Source organism: Ruminiclostridium herbifermentans (genome assembly GCF_005473905.2).
Classification (GTDB): domain Bacteria; phylum Bacillota; class Clostridia; order Acetivibrionales; family DSM-1351; genus Ruminiclostridium; species Ruminiclostridium herbifermentans.
Window position 1 is genome coordinate 734,450 of the sequence record NZ_CP061336.1, and the last position, 20,623, is coordinate 755,072.

Genomic DNA, 20,623 nt, shown 5'->3' on the forward strand with positions numbered 1-20,623 from the left:
CATTCCATTGATAAGCTCTCAAAGTGTAATGGCATGGGTATAATATGAAAAAGTATTTATATGGAAGTTGGGCTATAATTAAGTATTATTTATTTGTAATGATTTTTTTCTATATTTTTATTATTGGATTTTATTCAAGAGCTGGTTATTTTTCAATAGCAACTTTTATTATTTTAATACCGCTTATTTACTATGAAATGACAAACTATGTCGGCTTTGATAAACGTAAATTCGGTGAGATAAGGCCTTATGAGGGAGCAATATATGGATTGCTGGCAGTATTACCTTTCGTTCTCATTCAATTATTGGTATTATTGATTATTCCACAATTAGATTTAAGCTTTATAAGCCCTACTATCAAATACGATACATTAAAGCTAACTTTAGTTAAAGTCTTTGTAGCACCAATGCTGTTTATTCCTAAAATAGCGGGTTATACTTCTGTTTGTGGATATGCTACAGCATGGTTTACAATTATTTTATCTGCATTTTTAGGGTATTTTTCAGGATATAAAGGATTTGACTTGGGGGTTTTTATTAGAAGGCTCGTTGGATTGCAACCAAAGAAAAGAGGCCCAAAGCCTAGAAGATATTAATATCTGTAATTCATGAGGTTTGAACTGTTTATTGTTTTGTTAAATAATGAATAGATACAAGGAATATAATAGTCCTGTTTTCAACTATTCAACTAACGGTTTACCAATTTTTATACCCAAAATTAAGCTTGGAGGTTTAGATTTGAATAAGAGTTCTATAGTTACCAAAAGCTTTAACGAAGCTATTGAGGAAGGTTTTAATAATTATTTGGAGAAACACGCTACATTTGATAATTATGAAGTAAAAATAGATGAAGAGCAGTTAATGAAAGAATTAGAAGAAAAGTGGCTTAATGAAGCTATTGCTGAAATTGATAATATAACACCCAAGGAATATATAAACTCCTTGGCATCTTTACAGGATTTAATGGATTTCTTTGCAGAATTAGCTTCTGCGTCTGACGTTGGCATTCCTGATATTCTCATTGATAGATTTAAGGAGCATGGATTAGAGGCGGCGGACATGCTGTTTGAATTTGCAAAAAATAATATTGAATTGAAAACAGAGTCAAATAGGTTAGCATTTATACATGCAGTATATGTTATTGGCCTCTTTAAATATAATGAATATAAGGAAAAGCTAATTGGGCTCTTGATGGAATATTCTAATGAGGAAATGATTTCAGAGGCAGTTCGTATTGCAATTAGTGAATATGGAGATGAAATTTTACAGGACTTAATTAAGGCCTTCAATGAAGCAGAGCATGAGTCTGCTAAGGAACATTTGCTTATTTGCATTGCTGAAATATCAAAAGACCATCCATCAGATGAAGTTTATTATTTGCTAAAAAGTGCTTTTAGAGTTTTGAATAATATAAAGGTGGCTGCTGAGGTTTTAGGTGACTATGGCGATGGTAGAGCCATTCCAATGCTCAGAGGCTATGTCATTAAGAACAATAATAAAATTGATAAAGATACTTTTAATTTGATAAGAGCTGTAATTAAGAAATTGGGTGGAGAAATAGACGACTTGGTTTATGGTAATTAACTCTATCTTAGCACATACAAATAGGCTTTATACAGAATACTCAACTGCAAAGTTTTATAACTTACTCTAAATTTATTAATTATAACTTTGTGTCAGTCCTCGTTTTTTATTTGATGTATAGGATTTGTATATTTTAACTTGGTTAAGAATGCTGATATAACTTAATTTGAACCAGAACACCAATAGTTTGCTGATATAAAAAGTTCCTATACGTGGGGATTGAATGAAGCAAATTTATTGATTTAGTCATATTGAAGCCAGTTATGAATATCCATAATAATAAGGATATTCATAACAACTAAAGGATGGTTTCTATGATAGTAGTGATTAGAAAGAAAAATGTATTTTTTTTGGCGTTATTACTCTTATTTTCTGTAACTGTATTTAGTATTGGATTTGCAGTTGATTATTCAAAACCTGTTACTGGAGAATCTGAGCAAGTACCAATGACGGAACAAGCAGCAGTAACTAGGACTGTTATTCTCGATGCTGGACATGGCGGTGAGGATCCAGGGGCAGTCAGCGACTATAGTGGTTTAAAAGAGAAGGATGTAAATCTCAACATTGTTATGCTGATAAAGGATTTGTTAGAAAAGGATAATTACAAGGTTATTTTAACTCGTGATTCTGATCAGCTAGTTTATGGTACAGAAACAAAAAACATATTACAAAAGAGAAGAGAGGACTTAACCAGAAGAAAGCAAATTATGGATGAATCAGGTGCAGATATTGTGGTAAGTATTCATTTAAATAAATTTGCTCAAACAAAGTATCATGGTGCTCAGACGTTTTTCCCTCCTAATTCACCAACCAGTCAAAAGCTTGCAACTGAAATTCAGAATTCTATTAGACTAAATGTAGACAATACTAATGATAGAGTGGCACTTGTGAAAAAAGATCAGATAATGATTTTAAAGAATCTAAAAACAACAACAGTAATAGTAGAGTGTGGTTTCCTATCAAATGCTGACGAAGAGAAGAAACTTGCTACAGAAGAGTATCAAGGCAAGCTTGCAAAAGCAATTAAGGTAGGCATTGACAGCTATTTTAAGGGGAGTAGTGAAAAACCTTCAAAATGATGAAGCTGCTACGAAAGTTGAATTATTAAGTAATTTAGCACTACTAACAGAAAAGTTAATAAAAATAGATAATTAAAAACTTCTGCCAAAAGATGTGGGCAGGAGTTTTTTATGATTAAATTAATAATAAGTATAGGTGAATTAATTATTAATTTAATAGCATAACTATCTGCAGGTTACACTCATTTGAATATTTTATTAGGGATATACGATACTTCATATCTTGTGTTCTTCTATTCATGCGGGAATGTATCTTCTTTGTATATTTTTGTGTGGTAACTTAAACATACACTATTGATACACTTTCCGCATTATTTTTTACTAATTGTCATACATATATTGTAATCCTACACACATAACTATCTGCAAATTACAAAATATGTAGATGGAATAGGCTATATTTTGTTATAATGATTAATAGGTTTATTCAATTAAAATAAGTCAATTACTTATTAAAGCCTTTGATGGTGGCAACTAACTTATTTTATGAGTTATTTGATTTTTCATATAAGATTGCTGCCACACTTAATATTATTAGGCTTTAAAAAGTATATTCAACTGTGATGTTTAAATAAATAATTTAACAGATGGAGAATTAACGTGATAGTACTAAATTGTAACAATATAAGTTTTGCATATGGAACTGAAACTATTATTAAGGATGTTTCTTTTAGTGTACAGGAGAACGATAAGGTTGGACTGGTAGGTGTCAATGGTGCTGGAAAGTCAACTTTATTTAAGATTATAACAGGTGAGTTAAATCAAGAAAGTGGAGAGATTTTTGTTTCGAAAGACTTGATTTTGGGATATCTTAAGCAGAATGCTGCGTTAAATACTGACAATACTCTGTGGGACGAATTGCTTGAGGTCTTTAGAGAACTAATAGATATGGAAAAAGCCATTAATAGAATTGAAATAGAAATAAGCAATACCACTGACAAAGAGAAGCTTGCAGCGCTAATGAAAGAATATAGCAGACTATCAGAGAGATTTTCTTATCTCGGGGGATATGAGTATAATAGCCGGGTTAGGGGAGTGTTACGAGGTCTTGGATTTGATGATAGTGAATTTAACAAGAAGGTTAGTATTTTAAGTGGTGGTCAAAAAACTAGATTGGCGTTGGCAAAGGTGTTACTTGAAGAGCCAGATATACTTATGCTCGATGAGCCAACTAATCACTTGGATATTTCAGCTGTTGAATGGTTAGAAGATTATTTAAAAAGCTACAAAAAATGTTTACTGATAATTTCCCATGATAGATATTTTCTTGACTCTGTAACTAACAGAACCATTGAGATAGAGAACTGCACCAGTACAGTATATAACTGCAACTATTCCGCCTATGTTAAGCAGAAGGCTATTAATAGGGAGATACAGGAGAAACATTATCAACTGCAGCAGAAGGAGATTGCTCGTCAGGAAGCATTTATTGAACAACAAAGAAGATGGAACAGAGAGCGAAATATTATTGCTGCAGAGAGTAGATTAAAGGCTCTTGATAGAATGGAGAAAATTGACAAGCCATCTGCTTTGCCTCAAAAAATAAGAATGAAGTTCAATCATACAATTGCCAGCGGAAATGAAGTTTTAGAGGTGGACTCAGTTTCAAAAAGATTTGGTGATAAAGAATTGTTCAAGAACGTGGGCTTCAAGATTAGAAAGGCTGAAAGAGTATTTTTATTAGGCCCCAATGGCTGCGGTAAATCCACTTTACTTAAAATATTGGCAGGAAGACTTGAAGCATCTTCTGGCAAATACAGTTATGGAACTAAGGTTAGACTTGGTTATTATGATCAGGAAATGTCAGACTTAAATTTAGAAAATACTATACTTGATGAAGTTTGGAGTGTAAACCAGCAGTTAGTTCAAACTGAGGTTAGAAGTGCGCTTGCTGCCTTTTTATTTACCGATGAAGATGTATTTAAAAAGATATCTGTTTTAAGTGGTGGAGAAAAAAGCAGAGTTGCAATGCTAAAGCTTATTTTCTCAGATGCCAATTTTATTATATTGGACGAGCCCACAAATCACCTTGATATCAATTCACGTGAAATTTTAGAGGCAGCTTTGCAGGAATATGAAGGTACTTTGTTGATTGTGTCCCATGATAGATATTTTATTGATAAGCTTGCCACAAGAATAATTGATATTGGCACAAGTCCAGTAATTGATTGCATGGGCAACTATACATTTTACTCTACTCATTGCAAAAAAAGTGCTGCTGATAAAAAAACAACTGAAACAACTACTATATCAGAGGCTAAGCAGACACATATTGCAACAAAAGAAGAGCGCAGCAGAATACGTAAGCTTGAAAAGCAGCTTGCTGACACAGAAAAGAATATTGCTATGCTTGAACAGCGTTTGAAGGACATAGATGAAGAAATGGTTGAGTTTGCTACAGATCATATTAAATTAATTGAACTGAGTGAAGAAAAGCAGTTAAAAGAATCTGAATTAGAGGATTTATATGCTGTATGGGCAGATGTGACTGAACAGTTAGGGGTATAGTAAATAGCTGTGGACTTGATAAAAATAGATACCTTTAATATTAAAATTATTAAGGAGTGTTTCCGTAAAGTATAATCAATGGGTTGCTTCTAAAAATAATGCTGAAAGCAACAATCCATCGATAAACTTAAGTTTTGCTTGACTTTTCATTCCAAAGCAGGGATATAAAAAACATGAATTAGTTGTGGGTAATACCACTTTCTAATTCATGTTTTTTTGATAGTAAATCATTGGTAAACTACCGTGCTTTATTAGATTCTAATATGCTAAGTTTGAGGTTTATAATCATAAAATAATTTATAAACTTGTTTTATCCATTAATTAATTCAATAGCAAGTCGGGAATTATCCTCAGCTTTATTAATCAGAGCTTCAATTGCTTCTGAGAGCTCATTTTTTATTACTGTCTTGTTTTGCATTACATAATCAACTTTTTTCCTCAATTCTTCAAAGGAAAGGTCTTTAACATTGCCAACTGAGGGCTGGTTAATGTATTCTAAGAATCCTTCTACTTTAGGTTGATAGCTTATACCAATAAATGGAACATTCATATATGCTGAAAATATTAGAGCATGAAGTCTCATTGCAATCATAATATCCATTTTATTTATTATTGCAAAGGTTTCTGACACTGAATGATTATCACTTATTATATAACTTTCAGTTTTCATTTTTGAAACAATATTTTGTATTGTAAAAATATCAAAATGATATTCCATTGGAATGAAAATTGGCTTTAAGTTATATGTCAAATATACGTAATCTGCAATCTCAGCAATAGTTTTTTCATATTTTATATGCTGATTATCTTCCAAGCCAGGGCATCTTCTTACCGAAAAACCTGCATATTTACCATCAAAGGGTATACCTTCATTTTTAAATAGTTCTTCAACCGGAATGTTTTTATCTATCTTTAGAGCCAGTGCTGCATCTGCAGTAAGGAATATTTTTGGTTTTGTTATCCCCATTCTTTTTAGTTCATTGAAGGATAATTTTTCTCTAACAGTTATAACATCTGCTCTATTCAGTATTCTTCGAGAAAATTCAGCATTCATTGGCTTATTAATAGGACCAATACCATTTGCATAGAACATAACCTTAAGCTTAAGCTTTTTTGCCAGCCATGCTGTGCTTAAATAGTAGACTAGAGATCTAGAACTAGTGCTGTCCTGAATAATATTACCACCGCCATATATAAAGAGCTTAGCTTTTTTCATGGCAAAGTATACGGTAAATACATTTTTTCTGTTAATGGAATTAACATTATAGCATTTGCGAGTTTCCTCAGGCCTTCTTGACAAAGCCAAAATTGATATATCAGGCTTATGTTGCCTAAGGTTACAGACAATAGATCTCAACATTGCATCGTCACCTATATTGTTAAAGCCATAATATCCTGAAATTATAGCATCATATTTTTTCTTTTTAGCGTTAAGTGCAATATCCTTTGAAATTGAAGTATAAATATCTAGCTGGGTTTTACACATGGCAGTAAGGGAAAACTCCTTATCTGCTTTAGCGTAAAGTTTATTACCAAAGTCTATTCTCTTGGCTTTATCTGAAGCAAGAGAAAGCAATTGCTCAGCTAGAGTTTTATAATCACGCGGCTCAAAAAGATATCCATTTACAGAGGAGTCAATTAAGTCAGGGATGCCGCCTACTCTACTGCAAATAGTTGCTTTTGAAAAGCGTGCACCTTCTAACAGATAATATGGGAAACCTTCGCTGATAGAGGTCATAACATTTATATCTAAAATACTGATTAGTTCATAAGGGTCATTGAGCCAGCCCAAAAAGAATACATTTTTATTTAATCCAAGATTAGTTGCGCGGGCTTTTAATTCTTTACCTTCATCTCCTTCTCCGCCAATAAGAAATTTAACATTAGGGTTCTTTTGAACAACAAGCTTTGCAGCCTCAAGGAGAGTACCAATATCCTTTACCGGGTCTAGTCTTGCAGCAGTTCCAACAAGAATATCATCTTCATTTAAGGAAATATTATACTTCTCAGAGAAGTCCCGTCTAGAATAATCTTTAAGAGGTGTACTGAAATCTATACCATTTAGGATTGTATAGATTTGGCTGTCATTAAAGCCTCTTTCAGTTAGCATCTTTCTAAAGGCTGATGTTACAACAATATAATAGTCTAGACTTCGAAGAACAGTAGAATTTAGAAAGCCTATGGTAATTCGTTTATAAAAACTCTGCATATAGTCCAGCTTATAATCACTATGCATTGTTGTTACAACAGGCACCTTACATGCTTTTTTAATTGCATATGCAAAAATATTGGCTTTTGCGCCATGAGAATGAATTATATCAAAATCATTTTTATTAACAAAGTTAATAGATTTTTTTATATCCAATAAAACATTGGAGGATTTTATAACTTCTACCTTTAGTCCCATTGCACGGGCGTCATCTGCAAAGGCTCCCGGTCTAAGACTTAAAAGAGTAACGTCTATATGGGAAGTGAGTTCCTTTACCAGAGATAGAACGTGTACCTTTGCTCCACCGACATCTCCTCCGCCGATTATGTGCAAAACTTTCATTTTAGATCTCCTCATATTTTCAAATATTTAAGCTATTTACAAACTACCGCATAAATAGTTTTAATTAGCTTGTTACTAAGCTGTATAAGTACTATGTGAATTTATTCTAAGTAACATATTTCATAAGATGCCTCATGTATATTCTGATAGAACAAGTGCGCCGTTCTGAGAATTTAAGATGCCCCTAGAAATATATGACTATTTTATCACGCAATTTTATTTTTGACACTATGAATTTTATATAGAACAATTGTTTAAAAGATTTTAATTTACTTTAGATTCACAATATAGATTATTAATTCATCATTTTCTAATAAAAAATTAATGGTTTGAGGGATACTTAGCAATAGATTGCTGAAAAAAATAATTAAATAATACTTAGCAATAGATTGCTGCAAAAAAATTAATTAAATAATAATTAGATAATAATTAGATAATAGAAAAACAGCTCAAATTTCTAACGAAAAGTCTAGTTATTTTCACGTTTTAAAACTTGTTATTACTAAGAATAAACTTATTATATGAATTGGTTAAATTTTAATTTGATGAACTAAAAATATTGGACTGCGAGTTTAGTTTATTAATATGAAAGGTTGTGTAAGCATAATGTGTCTACTGACTGGATTCTTGGGACATTTGTTGATTAATATTCAAGGTTTTGTAAACATGTAATTTTTTAAAAGTATGGCTGATTAATACTATAAATTTACTGTAATACCAGGTAAAGGCAATAGTTATTGACAATAAAATAACAAAGATGATATAATACGTACACAAACAGAGTTATGGGGTGAGGATTCTAATGAATTCAAAGAAAATTTCTATTGCTGTAATAAAAAGGCTTCCTAGATATCATAGATATCTCAATGATTTGCTGGAGATTGGTATAAAAAGAATATCCTCAAAGGAATTGAGTATAAGAATGGGAATTACAGCTTCTCAAATCAGACAGGATCTTAATTGTTTTGGAGGCTTTGGACAGCAGGGGTATGGATATAATGTTGAGTCTTTATATAATGAAATTGGAAATATTATGGGAATCAACAAAACATTTTATGCAATTATAATTGGAGCAGGAAATATGGGGCAGGCACTTGCCAATTATGTGAACTTTGAAAAAAGAGGTTTCAAAATAATAGGTATATTTGATTCAAATCCGGACATCATAGGAAAAACAATAAAGAACATAGAAGTTTTGGATATCGAAAAGTTGGACGAGTTTGTATCAAACAATACTGTAGATATTGCAATGTTGTGTGTTCCGTATGAAGTTACAGCTTCTATTGCTGATAAAGTTGGCAGGTTAGGAATTAAGGGCTTATGGAATTTCTCTCCAATGGACTTAAAAATTCCATACGATGTTATTGTAGAAAATGTTCATTTAAGTGACAGCTTAATGGTTTTGGGCTACAAGCTAAATGAGAAGTTTAACAGAGAAAAAAAGAATTAGTCTTTAAAAGACTTATTTTTTGAAGAAATAGTTTTAAGATAATATACTTTAGTAATTACATATGAAATAATACAATTAACTATAAAATTTCTTATGGGCTATTTTTTAAAAATCTTGATAAGGCTTCTATAAAGATAGACTCTTTATGCATGAAGTTTAAATATGTATAAAGAAGTTTATTTAACTGTATAAATTAAAACGGACGGCTAAAAGCCGTCCATAATTTTTATATTCATTTTATATTCATTAATCTTTTCTAAATACTTTATATTGACAATCTGAAAGTATTTTATAAGCACTATCGGTATTATCTTGATCTAAGAATGTTATTCTAAGACATCCCTGTTCATATTCACGGCTATTCGAAACATTGATATTTTTAATATTAATGCCATTATTACCTAACAGTGTAGCTATCCTACCAATAATACCAGGCTTATCTTCTATATCCAAAATCAATTCAAAACTTTTGGGAATAAGACCAACAGGGGAAGCAGAAAAACTATCTCTGAAGGCTTTGGCATTACTAAAAAAATTATATATTTCTCTGTTATTTGAACTATTAATATTATTTATAGTAGTATCAATTATTTTTTTACATTTATCAAGCAGTTCAATTATAATTTTGCTATTGCTTAGTACAACATTTTCCCACATTGTTGGATTAGAAGAGGCTATACGTGTAATATCTTTGAAGCCACCAGCGGCCAAAAGCTTTATTAATTCAGGATCATTCTCGTTTTTTGCCAAAGTAACTAATGTAGAGGCTATGATATGAGGTACATGGCTAATACATCCAGTTACTAAGTCATGTTTTTCAGGCGAAACAATAATAGGAATAGCACCAATTCCACTAAGTAATTCCGCTAATGCAGCTAATGCAGTTTCCGTTGCTGTCTTAGTTGGCGTCAATACATAATATGCATTTTGAAATAAGTGGCCAAAAGAATTGGAATATCCTGATTTTTCGGTACCAGCCATGGGGTGCCCGCCAATAAAAATTGGCGGGTTTTCAAGACTGTCTATATAGCTGCAAATTTCATTTTTTGTACTAGCAACATCTGTAATAATACAGTTTTTATTTATATTTTTTGATAATTGGGCAATAAACTCAATAGTTTTTCTGATTGGTGTACAAATGAATATTATATCTGAGTTCCATATTTCTGAACAGCATTCACTAAAACCTTTGTTAATAACGCCATCTGACTCTGACATTTTGAGTGACTCAACACAATTATCTACGGCATATATTTGTAGGTTTTCATTTTGATGACGAAATGCCTTTGCCAAGGAACCGCCGATTAGTCCAAGCCCAATAATTGAAATATTATTTAGAACCATAAGTAAACTCTCTCTCTAAAATTGGTGCCAGCTTAGAAATATCCTTGCAAAGTGAGTCAAATTCGCTAGAGTTTAGCTGCTGCGCAGCATCAGATAATGCACACATTGGATTTGGATGAACTTCTACAATTAGTCCATCTGCACCTGCTGCTATTGCTGCTCTAGCTAATGGGACAACGTATTTTGACTTACCAGCTGCATGACTAGGGTCAACAATAACGGGCAAATGACTAGTATTCTTAACTACAGGAACAGCACTCAAATCAAGAGTATTTCTTGTGGCTGTTTCAAAAGTTCTGATACCTCTTTCGCATAGAACAACATTATAGTTGCCTTCACTCATAATGTATTCAGCTGCATTCAACCATTCATCTATAGTTGTAGAAGACCCGCGTTTTAGTAGGACAGGTTTCTTTGACTTTCCAACTTCTTTTAATAACTGAAAGTTCTGCACATTTCTTGCACCAATTTGAAACATATCAACATAAGGCATAGATAAATCAACAGCTCTGTCGCATGTCACTTCGGTTATTATTTGCAAACCAGTAGCTTTCTTTGCCTCTAATAATAATTTTAGACCTTCTTCTTCTAAGCCTTGGAAGGCATAAGGAGATGTTCTGGGTTTAAAAGCACCACCTCTAAGAAATTGAGCCCCTGATTTCTTAACAGCATGTGCTGCCTCCATTATTTGTTCATAACTTTCTACGGCACATGGGCCTGCCATAATGGTTAGTTCTTTTCCGCCTATTTTTACACCATTAACATCAATTACACTTGGCTCTGGCCTAAATGTTTTTCCAGCCAGCTTGTAAGACTCAACAATGGGTACTAACTTATCTACTCCAGGCATAAGCTCCAAAGGTATATCTCTTAACACACTTTTGTCACCTATAATACCAAGGATTGTTCTCTCTGTTCCTTGTGAAATGTGTACTCCTAAACCAGAGTTTTTTAAAACATTGACTACATCGTCAATTTGCATTTGGTTTGACTTTGGATTCATTACGATAATCATTAATCAACATCCTTTCTACCGTTTTACTTTTTTAAACATATGTAACCTTACTGCTTAGGTGGCAGTTCAAGCCACTCTAAAATTATCGGCTCAAAACCTGGCCAATAAGTGAAACTATACTACACCGTAATAACCATAATACTATGTTACCCAAATAATAAAATCAATTTCATATGCTTTAAGCAGGTATTGATATACAACCTAAACTCAAGGCTATTAGTAACTGACTTTAAATTTGTAACACTTATATTATATAGCAAGTAAAACAAAATATAAAGAAGAAACAGAATACTTACTTAACTTTCCAGTGATTAATATGAGCACCTCTAATTATATACGTCAAGAATTAGTGGTAATTAGGCTTATTAAGAGTAAAGTAATATGGTTTGAAAGTTTATTGAAGCGTAATTAATTATGTTATACCAAATCAGTACCCAATAATTTACTATAGTACAGTATGATTTTATTACTCAAACTTTAAAGTTGAATATACTGCTTAAAGCCTAACAATTGAGGGCAGCATTACCAAACAAAAAGCAAATAATTTTTAAAGACAGGTTAGTTTACTACATAACAAGCTATTGACAAATTTACTCACCAATTGATTTTTATGTGAAAAGGATGACTTAATTAAAAATATAAAAAATTTTTTGATAATAAAAGAGGTAAAACACATATATAAATAGAATAATTAATATTAAATTATTGAGAATCTTTTAAGAATATGAAATATATATAAAACTTTATAAAGCAGTATTATTTATTGTTTAGGCTATAGTATTATTAACTTTAATCTACTCTGAAATTTAAAATCAATTTTATGTACTTGCCTTTTGTATATTTGCAGGAGGGAAAGGGTTTAACCCATGTAATTTTGCTTTGGCTTTAAAAGCAGTTTTAACATATAAGTATGAAATGATTAACAAAAATAAGGAGGAATGATTATGAAGGACTATGCCGTACAGAACTTACGGAACATATGCCTCTTAGCTCACGGCAATGCAGGAAAAACTACTTTGGCTGAGGCTATGTTGTTTAATGCTGGAGTGTTGGACAGATTTGGGAAAGTCGTTGATGGAACTACCACAATGGACTATGACCCAGAGGAATTTAAAAGAAAAATTTCTATTAGTACTGCAATAGCAACGTGTGAATGGCTGGATAAAAAGATTAATATAATTGATACTCCCGGCTATTTCGACTTTGTTGGAGAGGTAATGCAGGGAATTCGTGTTGCGGATAGTGCCATTATAGTTGTTTCTGCAAAAAGTGGTGTTTCAGTAGGAACAGAAAAATCTTGGACATATGCAAATAATCGAAAGATTCCTAGATTTTTCTTCATTAACAAGATGGATGAAGAAAATGCTAATTTTGATGCTTCTTATGACAAAATGTCATCTATTTTCGGAAATAGTGTAATCCCCTTCCAGCTTCCTATCTATGAAGCTGAAAAATATGTTGGTTTTGTTGACATAATTAATATGAGTGCGAAAAAATTCCAAAAGGATAAGCTAGTTGATGCTGAAATTCCTGCGGATTTAACTGATAGAATATCCCAAATAAAAAGTTCACTTGATGAGTTAATAGCTGAGACAGACGAAAGTTTGATGGAAAAATTCTTTAGTGGTGAGGAGTATACTCAGGAAGAATTTTTGAAAGGTATTAAAGCTGGTGTTGCTGATAGAACAATTGCACCTGTATTTTGCGGTTCATCTTTTCAAAACATTGGAGTTAAGGAATTGATGAATGCAATTGTTTCATTTATGCCATCACCTGAAGACACAGTTGAAATAGCCACAAAGATTGGAACAGATGATGTTGTTGAAATAAAGCCAAATGCCAACGGACCATTATCTGCCTTTGTATTTAAAACCATCGCAGACCCATTTGTAGGGAAAATTTCAATGTTTAAAGTTTATTCTGGTACAATAAAATCTGATTCAACGGTATATAATCCTACTACAGAGAAAACTGAAAAATTAGGACAGATATTTATGCTGCGCGGAAAGAAGCAAATACCTGTAGATAAATTAATTGCGGGTGATATTGGTGGTGTAGCGAAGTTAGCAGCAACCAATACAAATGACACATTATGTGATAATTCAAACCGCATTTTATATGAAAAAATTGAGTTCCCTGAACCTGCAATATCTATGGCCATTGAGCCAAAGGCAAAAGGTGATGAAGAAAAGATTAACTCTGGACTTCACAAGCTTCAGGATGAAGATCCAACCTTTAAGATTTCAATAAACACTGAGACACGTCAATCCTTGATTTCTGGAGTGGGTGAGCAGCATTTAGATGTTATTGTAAGCAAGCTTAAAGCTAAATTTGGAGTTTCAGTAAATCTGGTAAATCCAAAGGTTGCTTATAGAGAAACCATAAAGAAAAAAGTAAAGGTTGAAGGAAAGCATAAAAAGCAATCTGGAGGTCATGGACAATACGGACATGTGTGGATAGAGTTTGAACATGGTGATACAGAAGATTTAATCTTCGAAGAAAAGATATTTGGAGGATCTGTACCTAAAACATATCATCCTGCAGTTGAAAAAGGTCTTAGAGAGGCTATTGCTCATGGTGTACTTGCAGGATACCCTGTTGTTAACCTTAAAGCTACTTTGCTAGATGGCTCATATCATGATGTAGACTCATCTGAAATGGCATTTAAAATAGCGGCAAGATTGGCATACAAGAAAGGTTTACCTCTTGCTTCTCCTGTATTACTTGAACCAATTGCAAATGTAAAAATTACTGTTCCTGAGAGCTATATGGGAGATATCATTGGTGATTTGAATAAAAGACGAGGACGTGTTCAGGGTATGAATTCCCTCGAAAACGGCTATCAAGAAATTGAGGCTGAAGTGCCGCAGGCTGAAATGTTTAGATATGCAACGGACCTAAGGTCAATGACACACGGAAGAGGTTCTTTCACTCTCAAAATTGAACGATATGAAGAAGTGCCTGCAATGGTTGCAAATAAAGTAATTGAAGAGGCTAAAAAGAATATGGCTGAGGATGATGAAGATTAAAGTAAAAAATTGGGCTTCTGAGAAAAATCAGAAGCCCAAAATATTTGCATGGATTTTTAATCCAATGTGTAAAGCACTGTATTTTGCTTATTTTGAAAGCGAAAGATAATTAATAAGTATTGAATAGTATTTTTTTTATAGTAGAAAATATAATAGCAATGCAAAAGAAATATTTAAGTTACAGAAAAGATGTAAAACAATTATTAATAAGTTGTCCCAAGGCTACCATTATATAGTGGGGAAATAAGTAAAAAAGTATTGCACGCCTTTTTAAAATATATTATAATTTAGTTAAGGTCAAAGAAAGTCAAAATCAATTTTATAGAAATGGAGGTTATGTCTTGGCTAGTTTAAGTGATTTAATAGAAAATTTTATAAAGCAAATGATTTCAGAAACAAATGGTGCAATAGAGATCCAAAGAAATGAATTAGCCAACCAATTTAACTGTGTTCCATCTCAAATAAATTATGTTATTTCTACAAGGTTTACAACTGATAGGGGCTATTATGTTGAGAGCAGACGCGGCGGAGGCGGACATGTAAAAATTAAGAGGATTGATATTTCTATTCCAAGTAATTATATAATGCATATTATAGCTTCAATGGGTTCAAGTATTTCCCAGCAGTCTGCGGAAGTATTTATTAATAATTTTGTTGATTATAATGTTATAAACCAAAGAGAGGCTTCTATTATGAAGGCGGCTATCAGTGATAAAGTTATTGGAGGAGTTCCGATGCCTGATAGAGATGTTTTAAGAGCCGCACAATTAAAGAATATGATTATAAGTTTGATAGTTTAATAACTAAATTGAATTCAAATATAGAACAGACATAATTTGAATACAATTTAGTATAAATAGCAAAAAGATATAGAGGTGATATAATGCTCTGTCAAAATTGTCAGAAAAGAGCAGCAAATGTACAAATCACACAAATAAACAATAATAAAAAAATTGACCTTTATTTATGTGAGCAGTGTGCAAAAGAGATAGGACATACAGAATTTGTAGCACCATTTGGATTTAATGATTTACTATTTGGTCTATTTGGTTCACAAGTAAAGCAAGAAGCACCTATTAGTTTAAAATGTAAAAATTGCGGCATGGAATACAATGAATTTTTAAAAAGCTCAAGAGTTGGCTGCAGCAACTGCTACAAGGCATTTGAACAAAAGCTTGACCCTATTATAAAAAGACTTCATGGAAATGTTGAGCATCATGGAAAGGTGCCTAAAAGAGTTAGCAGCAATGTAAGTGTACCAAATGAAATTGAAAAGCTTAAAATACTTTTGAATGAATCTATTCAAAGAGAAGAATATGAAGAAGCAGCAAAAATTCGTGACAGAATCAGGAGCCTGGAGGTGGGAGAATGAGTAGGAATAAGATGGAAAAGGGGCCAGAATGTGATATAGCTGTTTCAAGCAGAGTAAGGCTCGCTAGAAACTTTGCTGATATACCTTTTTCAATTAAAATGAGTTCAAAGCATCATACTGAACTTATTAAGAGAATGCAGGAAATAATTTCCGAAAATAAATCCCAAACTAAGCTGATGTTTGCAGATATATCTGCTATGCATCCAATTGATAGAATCTCACTTATGGAAAGACACCTCATAAGTCCTGATTTAGCAGAAACAAAAGTTAACTGCGGAGCATTTATAAATGAAGATGAGAATTTGAGCATAATGGTTAATGAAGAGGATCATATAAGAATTCAGGCATTGTTTTCAGGCATTCAGTTAGAAAAGGCATATTCTGTATGCGATAACATAGATTCTATAATTTCTGAAAAGGCAGATTATGCATTTGATGATAAATATGGTTACTTAACAAGCTGCCCTACAAACCTTGGAACAGGAATGAGAGCGTCGGTAATGCTGCATCTTCCAGCGCTGGTTATGACTGGATATATTCAATCCATTCTTGAAGGCTGTAATAAAGTGGGTGTTACTGTAAGGGGCATTTATGGTGAAAACAGTGAAGCAGTTGGTGATATGTTTCAAGTGTCAAATCAAATTTCTTTAGGCAGGAATGAAGAAGAGACTATTGCCAGTATTGATGGTATATGCAAGCAGATAATTGATAGAGAAAAGTCCTTGAGACTTCAGCTATACAAGCAGAATATCTATAAATTTGAGGATAGAATTTATAGATCATATGGGCTTTTACTTAATGCAAGAATTATTTCCACACAGGAATGCTTTAAATATTTATCAGATGTTAGACTTGGTGTAAGTATGGGAATAATAAAGGATATTAGTATAAATACTTTGAATGACATACAGGTGTTGTCACAGCCGGCAACACTGCAAAAAATATCAGGTAAGCCGTTATCTCAAGATGAAAGGGATATTAAAAGGGCAGAATTGATTAGAAGTCAATTGCAATCATCTGAAGACAAGTGATAAAGGCTATTGAAGATTGTAATAGAATTAGTAAACAGATTGAATGCAAATTATTATGGTGCGGATAAGTGAGAGGTGATAAAAATGTATCAACGATTTACGGAAAAGGCAGAAAAAGCAATGACATTTTCTCAGCAGAGTGCTGTTGAATTAGGGCATAATTATGTAGGTACTGAACATATATTGTTAGGTCTCGTAAAAGAAGGCTCTGGAGTTGCTGCAAGAGTACTCCAGGCACAGGGAATAACTGAGGAGAAAATATTAAAGGAAATTGAAGAATTGATTGGCAAGGGTGAAACAGTTGGAGAGACACCAGTTGGATTTACGCCTAGGACAAAGAGAGTGTTGGAGCTTGCTTTCAAAGAAGCAAGAAGAATGGGTCAAGGCTATATTGGAACGGAACATTTACTCCTTGGGATTATGAAGGAGGGGGAAAGTGTAGCTGTTAGAATATTAATGGACTTAGGTGTTGAACCCCAAAAACTTTTATCTGAACTTGTTAAGGTGTTAAATGAGGATGCACCTGGTTCAACAGGTGCTCCTAAAAATGGAGGAAGTAGTTCTAATACGCCTACATTGAATCAATTTGGCAGAGATTTAACTGATATGGCGAGAGATGGAAAAATTGACCCGGTTATAGGCAGAGATACAGAAATAGAAAGAATTATACAAATACTAAGCCGGAGAACCAAAAATAATCCTTGTCTAATAGGAGAACCTGGAGTTGGAAAGACTGCCATTGCCGAAGGACTTGCTCAAAAGATTGTTGAGGGAAATGTTCCTGAAATATTAAATGATAAAAGGGTTGTTACTTTAGATGTTTCTTCTATGGTTGCAGGTGCAAAATATAGAGGAGAATTTGAAGAAAGACTCAAAAAGGCTATGGAAGAAATCCGAAAAGCTGGCAATGTAATTTTATTTATAGATGAACTGCATACAATTGTTGGTGCTGGTGCTGCAGAAGGTGCTATTGATGCTTCTAATATATTAAAGCCATCACTTGCAAGAGGTGAAATACAAGTTATTGGTGCTACCACATTAAATGAATATAGAAAGCATATTGAGAAGGACGCTGCCTTAGAGAGAAGATTCCAGCCAATTACAGTTGGTGAACCTACAAAAGAGGAAGCGGTCGAGATATTAAAGGGTGTCAGGGATAAATACGAGGCACACCATAGAGTTAAGATAACAGATGGCGCTTTAGAGGCAGCTGTTAAGCTAAGTGATAGATACATCACAGACAGATTCCTTCCAGACAAGGCTATTGACCTTGTTGATGAAGCTGCTTCAAGGGTAAGGCTAAAAACCTTTACAGCTCCCCCTGATGTAAAAAACATGGAGGAAAAGGTAGAAAGACTTAGCAAAGAAAAGGAAGATGCTATAAGGCATCAAGAATTTGAAAAGGCAGCAAAAATAAGGGATGAAGAACAAAAACTAAAAAATGAACTAGAAAGAATAAGAAATGAATGGCATCAGAAGAATCAAACAAAAACAGATATTGTTACAGAGGATGAAATTGAAGATATAGTTGCCAGCTGGACTGGTATACCTGTCAAGAAATTGGCAGAAGAAGAAACTGAAAGACTTCGTAAATTGGAAGAAACCCTTCATAATCGTGTTATTGGACAGGATGAAGCTGTAAAATCAATAGCTAAAGCTATCAGAAGAGGTAGAGTGGGATTAAAAGACCCAAAAAGGCCAGTTGGTTCATTTATATTCTTAGGACCTACAGGTGTAGGAAAAACAGAACTCTGTAAAGCTTTGGCAGAGGCAATGTTTGGTGACGAAAAAGCCTTAATACGTGTTGATATGTCAGAGTTTATGGAGAAACACAGTGTATCAAAACTTGTTGGTTCACCTCCAGGATATGTAGGCTATGATGAAGGCGGACAATTGACTGAAAAAGTAAGAAGAAAGCAATATTCTGTTCTGCTTTTTGATGAAATTGAAAAGGCTCATCCAGATATATTTAATATTTTGCTTCAGATTCTTGAAGATGGAAGATTAACAGATTCACAGGGCAGAGTTGTTGACTTCAGAAATACAATAATAATCATGACCTCAAATGTGGGTGCTAGATCAATCACAGAGCCCAAACGCCTTGGTTTCTCAGTTGGAAACGATGAAAGTGCAAAAAATTATGAGGATATGAAGAAAAATGTAATGGGTGAATTGAAGAAAACCTTCAGACCAGAATTCCTTAACAGAATTGATGATATAATTGTATTCCACCCATTGACAGAGAATGATATAAAAGAAATTGTCAAGCTGATGCTTAGTGTTCTGGTAAAAAGGTTAGAGCAAAATGAAGTGACACTTGAAGTAAGTGATGAGGCTATGACTTATATTGCTAAAAAAGGCTTTGATCCTATTTATGGTGCAAGACCGCTTAGACGTGCTATCCAGAGCATGATTGAGGATATGCTTGCAGAAGAGATGCTTGAGAGCAGAATTAAAGCAGGAGATAAAGTTAGGGTAGATATTGAAGGAGAAAAATTTGTAGTTAATAAGCTATAAAATTAAATCAAATATTAGAGCGTACTCTATATAGCTGTAGGGTATGCTCTTTTTTGTATACTAATTAGAATACTGATTGGAGCACATTTTTATATAAGGTTTTATTTGTAACATGTTTTTTTATATGCTAGAATTAAATATCAACTTTCGAACATAGTTTGTTAGTGTTCATTTTTATCAACAACTAATTATTCTATAAGGTATGGTGAAAAAAATGATAGAACCAATAGAAAAGGTATGGACAGATGAAGAACTAAAAAGTGAAATAAAGCGCCTGAAAATGTCGATGTCTGGAAGTGATTCGGCAGCTTTGAAGAAACAACATGTGGGTACCGAGATGTTTTTGGATACTGAAGAAGGTAAAGTGCGTATATTGGCTTATAACCTTAATAATTCACAATCATTGCCGTTGTTTGTCAACATTCATGGAGGCGGATTTGTGTTGGGAAGTGCGGAATCGGATGACCCATTTATGATGAATATTGCAGATAATGCCAATGTAAAAATTATCAATATAGATTACAGCCTTGCTCCTGAATATCCGTTTCCAAAAGCTTTGAATGAGTGCTATGCGGTAATTAAGTATGCAAAAGAGAATTGGAAGGAATTTAATATAGACCCTAATAATATTGCTGTTGGAGGTCACAGTGCAGGTGGAAATCTAAGTGCTGCCATATGTCTATTGGATAACGAAAGAAAGCTTCTGGGAATTAAAAGCTTGATACTTGACTATGCACCGATGGATATTTATACGGATGCAAGCCTTAAGAAACAGACAGAAGATGCAATTCCAATACCTATGTGCCGTTTGTTTGATGCATGCTACTGTAATAACAAAGAGGCAAGGAAAAATCCTCTTATATCTCCAATATATGCAGCACAAGAGGAGTTGAAATCTTTTCCTCCTACATTAGTAATTACTGCTAGCCGTGATTCATTGTGCGAAGAGGGAGAAAAATTTATGGACAGACTGGTGGAGGCAGGTGTGGATGTGACACACAAACGATTTGACGCTGAACACGGCTTTAACATGAAAAGCAGTCCATTAGCTGATGAATCCTGGCAGTTGATGATAAACCATTTGAAGCGAACCTTATGGGGTAAATAGAGGCTGTAATAATATTTTTGACTTGTAAAGAAAAT

General features: G+C 33.3%; 14 protein-coding genes. 11 read left to right on the forward strand and 3 right to left on the reverse strand.

Going from position 1 to position 20,623, the window contains the following annotated elements:
• Nucleotides 1–44 precede the first annotated feature (44 nt).
• From EHE19_RS03150 to abc-f, 4 genes are all read left to right on the forward strand, one after another.
• On the forward strand, nucleotides 45–596 hold the full coding sequence (locus EHE19_RS03150; RefSeq protein ID WP_137697570.1) for a hypothetical protein: 552 nt from the start codon (nucleotides 45–47) through the stop codon (nucleotides 594–596).
• Nucleotides 597–738: 142 nt separating this feature from the next.
• On the forward strand, nucleotides 739–1,584 hold the full coding sequence (locus EHE19_RS03155) for a hypothetical protein (RefSeq protein WP_137697571.1): 846 nt from the start codon (nucleotides 739–741) through the stop codon (nucleotides 1,582–1,584).
• Nucleotides 1,585–1,898: 314 nt separating this feature from the next.
• Nucleotides 1,899–2,663, forward strand: coding sequence for an N-acetylmuramoyl-L-alanine amidase (locus tag EHE19_RS03160; RefSeq protein ID WP_137697572.1), 765 nt, complete (start codon nucleotides 1,899–1,901; stop codon nucleotides 2,661–2,663).
• A gap of 600 nt (nucleotides 2,664–3,263) precedes the next feature.
• Complete coding sequence (gene abc-f, locus EHE19_RS03165) at nucleotides 3,264–5,171, forward strand: ribosomal protection-like ABC-F family protein (RefSeq protein ID WP_137697573.1); 1,908 nt, start codon at nucleotides 3,264–3,266, stop codon at nucleotides 5,169–5,171.
• 310 nt (nucleotides 5,172–5,481) lie between these two features.
• On the opposite strand, the gene csaB is transcribed toward abc-f, so the two are convergent.
• Nucleotides 5,482–7,722, reverse strand: a complete 2,241-nt coding sequence (gene csaB, locus EHE19_RS03170) for a polysaccharide pyruvyl transferase CsaB (protein WP_137697574.1) — start codon at nucleotides 7,720–7,722, stop codon at nucleotides 5,482–5,484.
• An 802-nt stretch (nucleotides 7,723–8,524) separates the two neighbouring features.
• Between csaB and EHE19_RS03175 the strand changes: the two genes are divergently transcribed.
• Nucleotides 8,525–9,172 carry a redox-sensing transcriptional repressor Rex gene (locus EHE19_RS03175; RefSeq protein WP_137697575.1) on the forward strand — a complete coding sequence of 216 codons (648 nt, stop codon included), beginning with the start codon at nucleotides 8,525–8,527 and terminating at the stop codon, nucleotides 9,170–9,172.
• Between the two features lie 246 nt (nucleotides 9,173–9,418).
• On the opposite strand, the gene EHE19_RS03180 is transcribed toward EHE19_RS03175, so the two are convergent.
• Both EHE19_RS03180 and aroF read right to left on the reverse strand, forming a co-directional pair.
• Nucleotides 9,419–10,516: a prephenate dehydrogenase gene (locus EHE19_RS03180; RefSeq protein WP_137697576.1), complete on the reverse strand. Its 1,098-nt coding sequence runs from the start codon at nucleotides 10,514–10,516 to the stop codon at nucleotides 9,419–9,421.
• Nucleotides 10,503–11,531: a 3-deoxy-7-phosphoheptulonate synthase gene (aroF, locus tag EHE19_RS03185; protein WP_137697577.1), complete on the reverse strand. Its 1,029-nt coding sequence runs from the start codon at nucleotides 11,529–11,531 to the stop codon at nucleotides 10,503–10,505. Before aroF ends, EHE19_RS03180 begins: the two co-directional genes overlap by 14 nt.
• A gap of 944 nt (nucleotides 11,532–12,475) precedes the next feature.
• Between aroF and fusA the strand changes: the two genes are divergently transcribed.
• From fusA to EHE19_RS03215, 6 genes are all read left to right on the forward strand, one after another.
• A complete protein-coding gene (gene fusA / locus EHE19_RS03190; RefSeq protein WP_137697578.1) occupies nucleotides 12,476–14,560 on the forward strand; it encodes an elongation factor G in 2,085 nt (694 codons plus the stop codon).
• Between the two features lie 341 nt (nucleotides 14,561–14,901).
• Nucleotides 14,902–15,360, forward strand: coding sequence for a CtsR family transcriptional regulator (locus tag EHE19_RS03195; RefSeq protein ID WP_137697579.1), 459 nt, complete (start codon nucleotides 14,902–14,904; stop codon nucleotides 15,358–15,360).
• Nucleotides 15,361–15,443: 83 nt separating this feature from the next.
• The gene (locus tag EHE19_RS03200; protein ID WP_137697580.1) at nucleotides 15,444–15,932 is read left to right on the forward strand and encodes a UvrB/UvrC motif-containing protein; all 489 of its coding nucleotides are present in this window, start codon (nucleotides 15,444–15,446) and stop codon (nucleotides 15,930–15,932) included.
• A complete protein-coding gene (locus EHE19_RS03205) occupies nucleotides 15,929–16,963 on the forward strand; it encodes a protein arginine kinase (RefSeq protein WP_137697581.1) in 1,035 nt (344 codons plus the stop codon). The genes EHE19_RS03200 and EHE19_RS03205 overlap by 4 nt, the downstream gene beginning before the upstream one ends.
• Before the next feature lie 84 nt (nucleotides 16,964–17,047).
• Nucleotides 17,048–19,480, forward strand: a complete 2,433-nt coding sequence (locus tag EHE19_RS03210) for an ATP-dependent Clp protease ATP-binding subunit (protein ID WP_137697582.1) — start codon at nucleotides 17,048–17,050, stop codon at nucleotides 19,478–19,480.
• A 214-nt stretch (nucleotides 19,481–19,694) separates the two neighbouring features.
• Nucleotides 19,695–20,588: an alpha/beta hydrolase gene (locus tag EHE19_RS03215; RefSeq protein WP_171003568.1), complete on the forward strand. Its 894-nt coding sequence runs from the start codon at nucleotides 19,695–19,697 to the stop codon at nucleotides 20,586–20,588.
• The last annotated feature ends 35 nt before the right edge of the window (nucleotides 20,589–20,623 follow it).

Coding starts and splice junctions, on each gene's coding strand:
- EHE19_RS03150 (WP_137697570.1), top strand. CDS start 45: ATGAAAAAGTATTTATATGGAAGTTGGGCTATAATTAAGTATTATTTA.
- EHE19_RS03160 (WP_137697572.1), top strand. CDS start 1,899: ATGATAGTAGTGATTAGAAAGAAAAATGTATTTTTTTTGGCGTTATTA.
- csaB (WP_137697574.1), bottom strand. CDS start 7,722: ATGAAAGTTTTGCACATAATCGGCGGAGGAGATGTCGGTGGAGCAAAG.
- EHE19_RS03175 (WP_137697575.1), top strand. CDS start 8,525: ATGAATTCAAAGAAAATTTCTATTGCTGTAATAAAAAGGCTTCCTAGA.
- EHE19_RS03180 (WP_137697576.1), bottom strand. CDS start 10,516: ATGGTTCTAAATAATATTTCAATTATTGGGCTTGGACTAATCGGCGGT.
- aroF (WP_137697577.1), bottom strand. CDS start 11,531: ATGATTATCGTAATGAATCCAAAGTCAAACCAAATGCAAATTGACGAT.
- fusA (WP_137697578.1), top strand. CDS start 12,476: ATGAAGGACTATGCCGTACAGAACTTACGGAACATATGCCTCTTAGCT.
- EHE19_RS03200 (WP_137697580.1), top strand. CDS start 15,444: ATGCTCTGTCAAAATTGTCAGAAAAGAGCAGCAAATGTACAAATCACA.
- EHE19_RS03205 (WP_137697581.1), top strand. CDS start 15,929: ATGAGTAGGAATAAGATGGAAAAGGGGCCAGAATGTGATATAGCTGTT.
- EHE19_RS03210 (WP_137697582.1), top strand. CDS start 17,048: ATGTATCAACGATTTACGGAAAAGGCAGAAAAAGCAATGACATTTTCT.
- EHE19_RS03215 (WP_171003568.1), top strand. CDS start 19,695: ATGATAGAACCAATAGAAAAGGTATGGACAGATGAAGAACTAAAAAGT.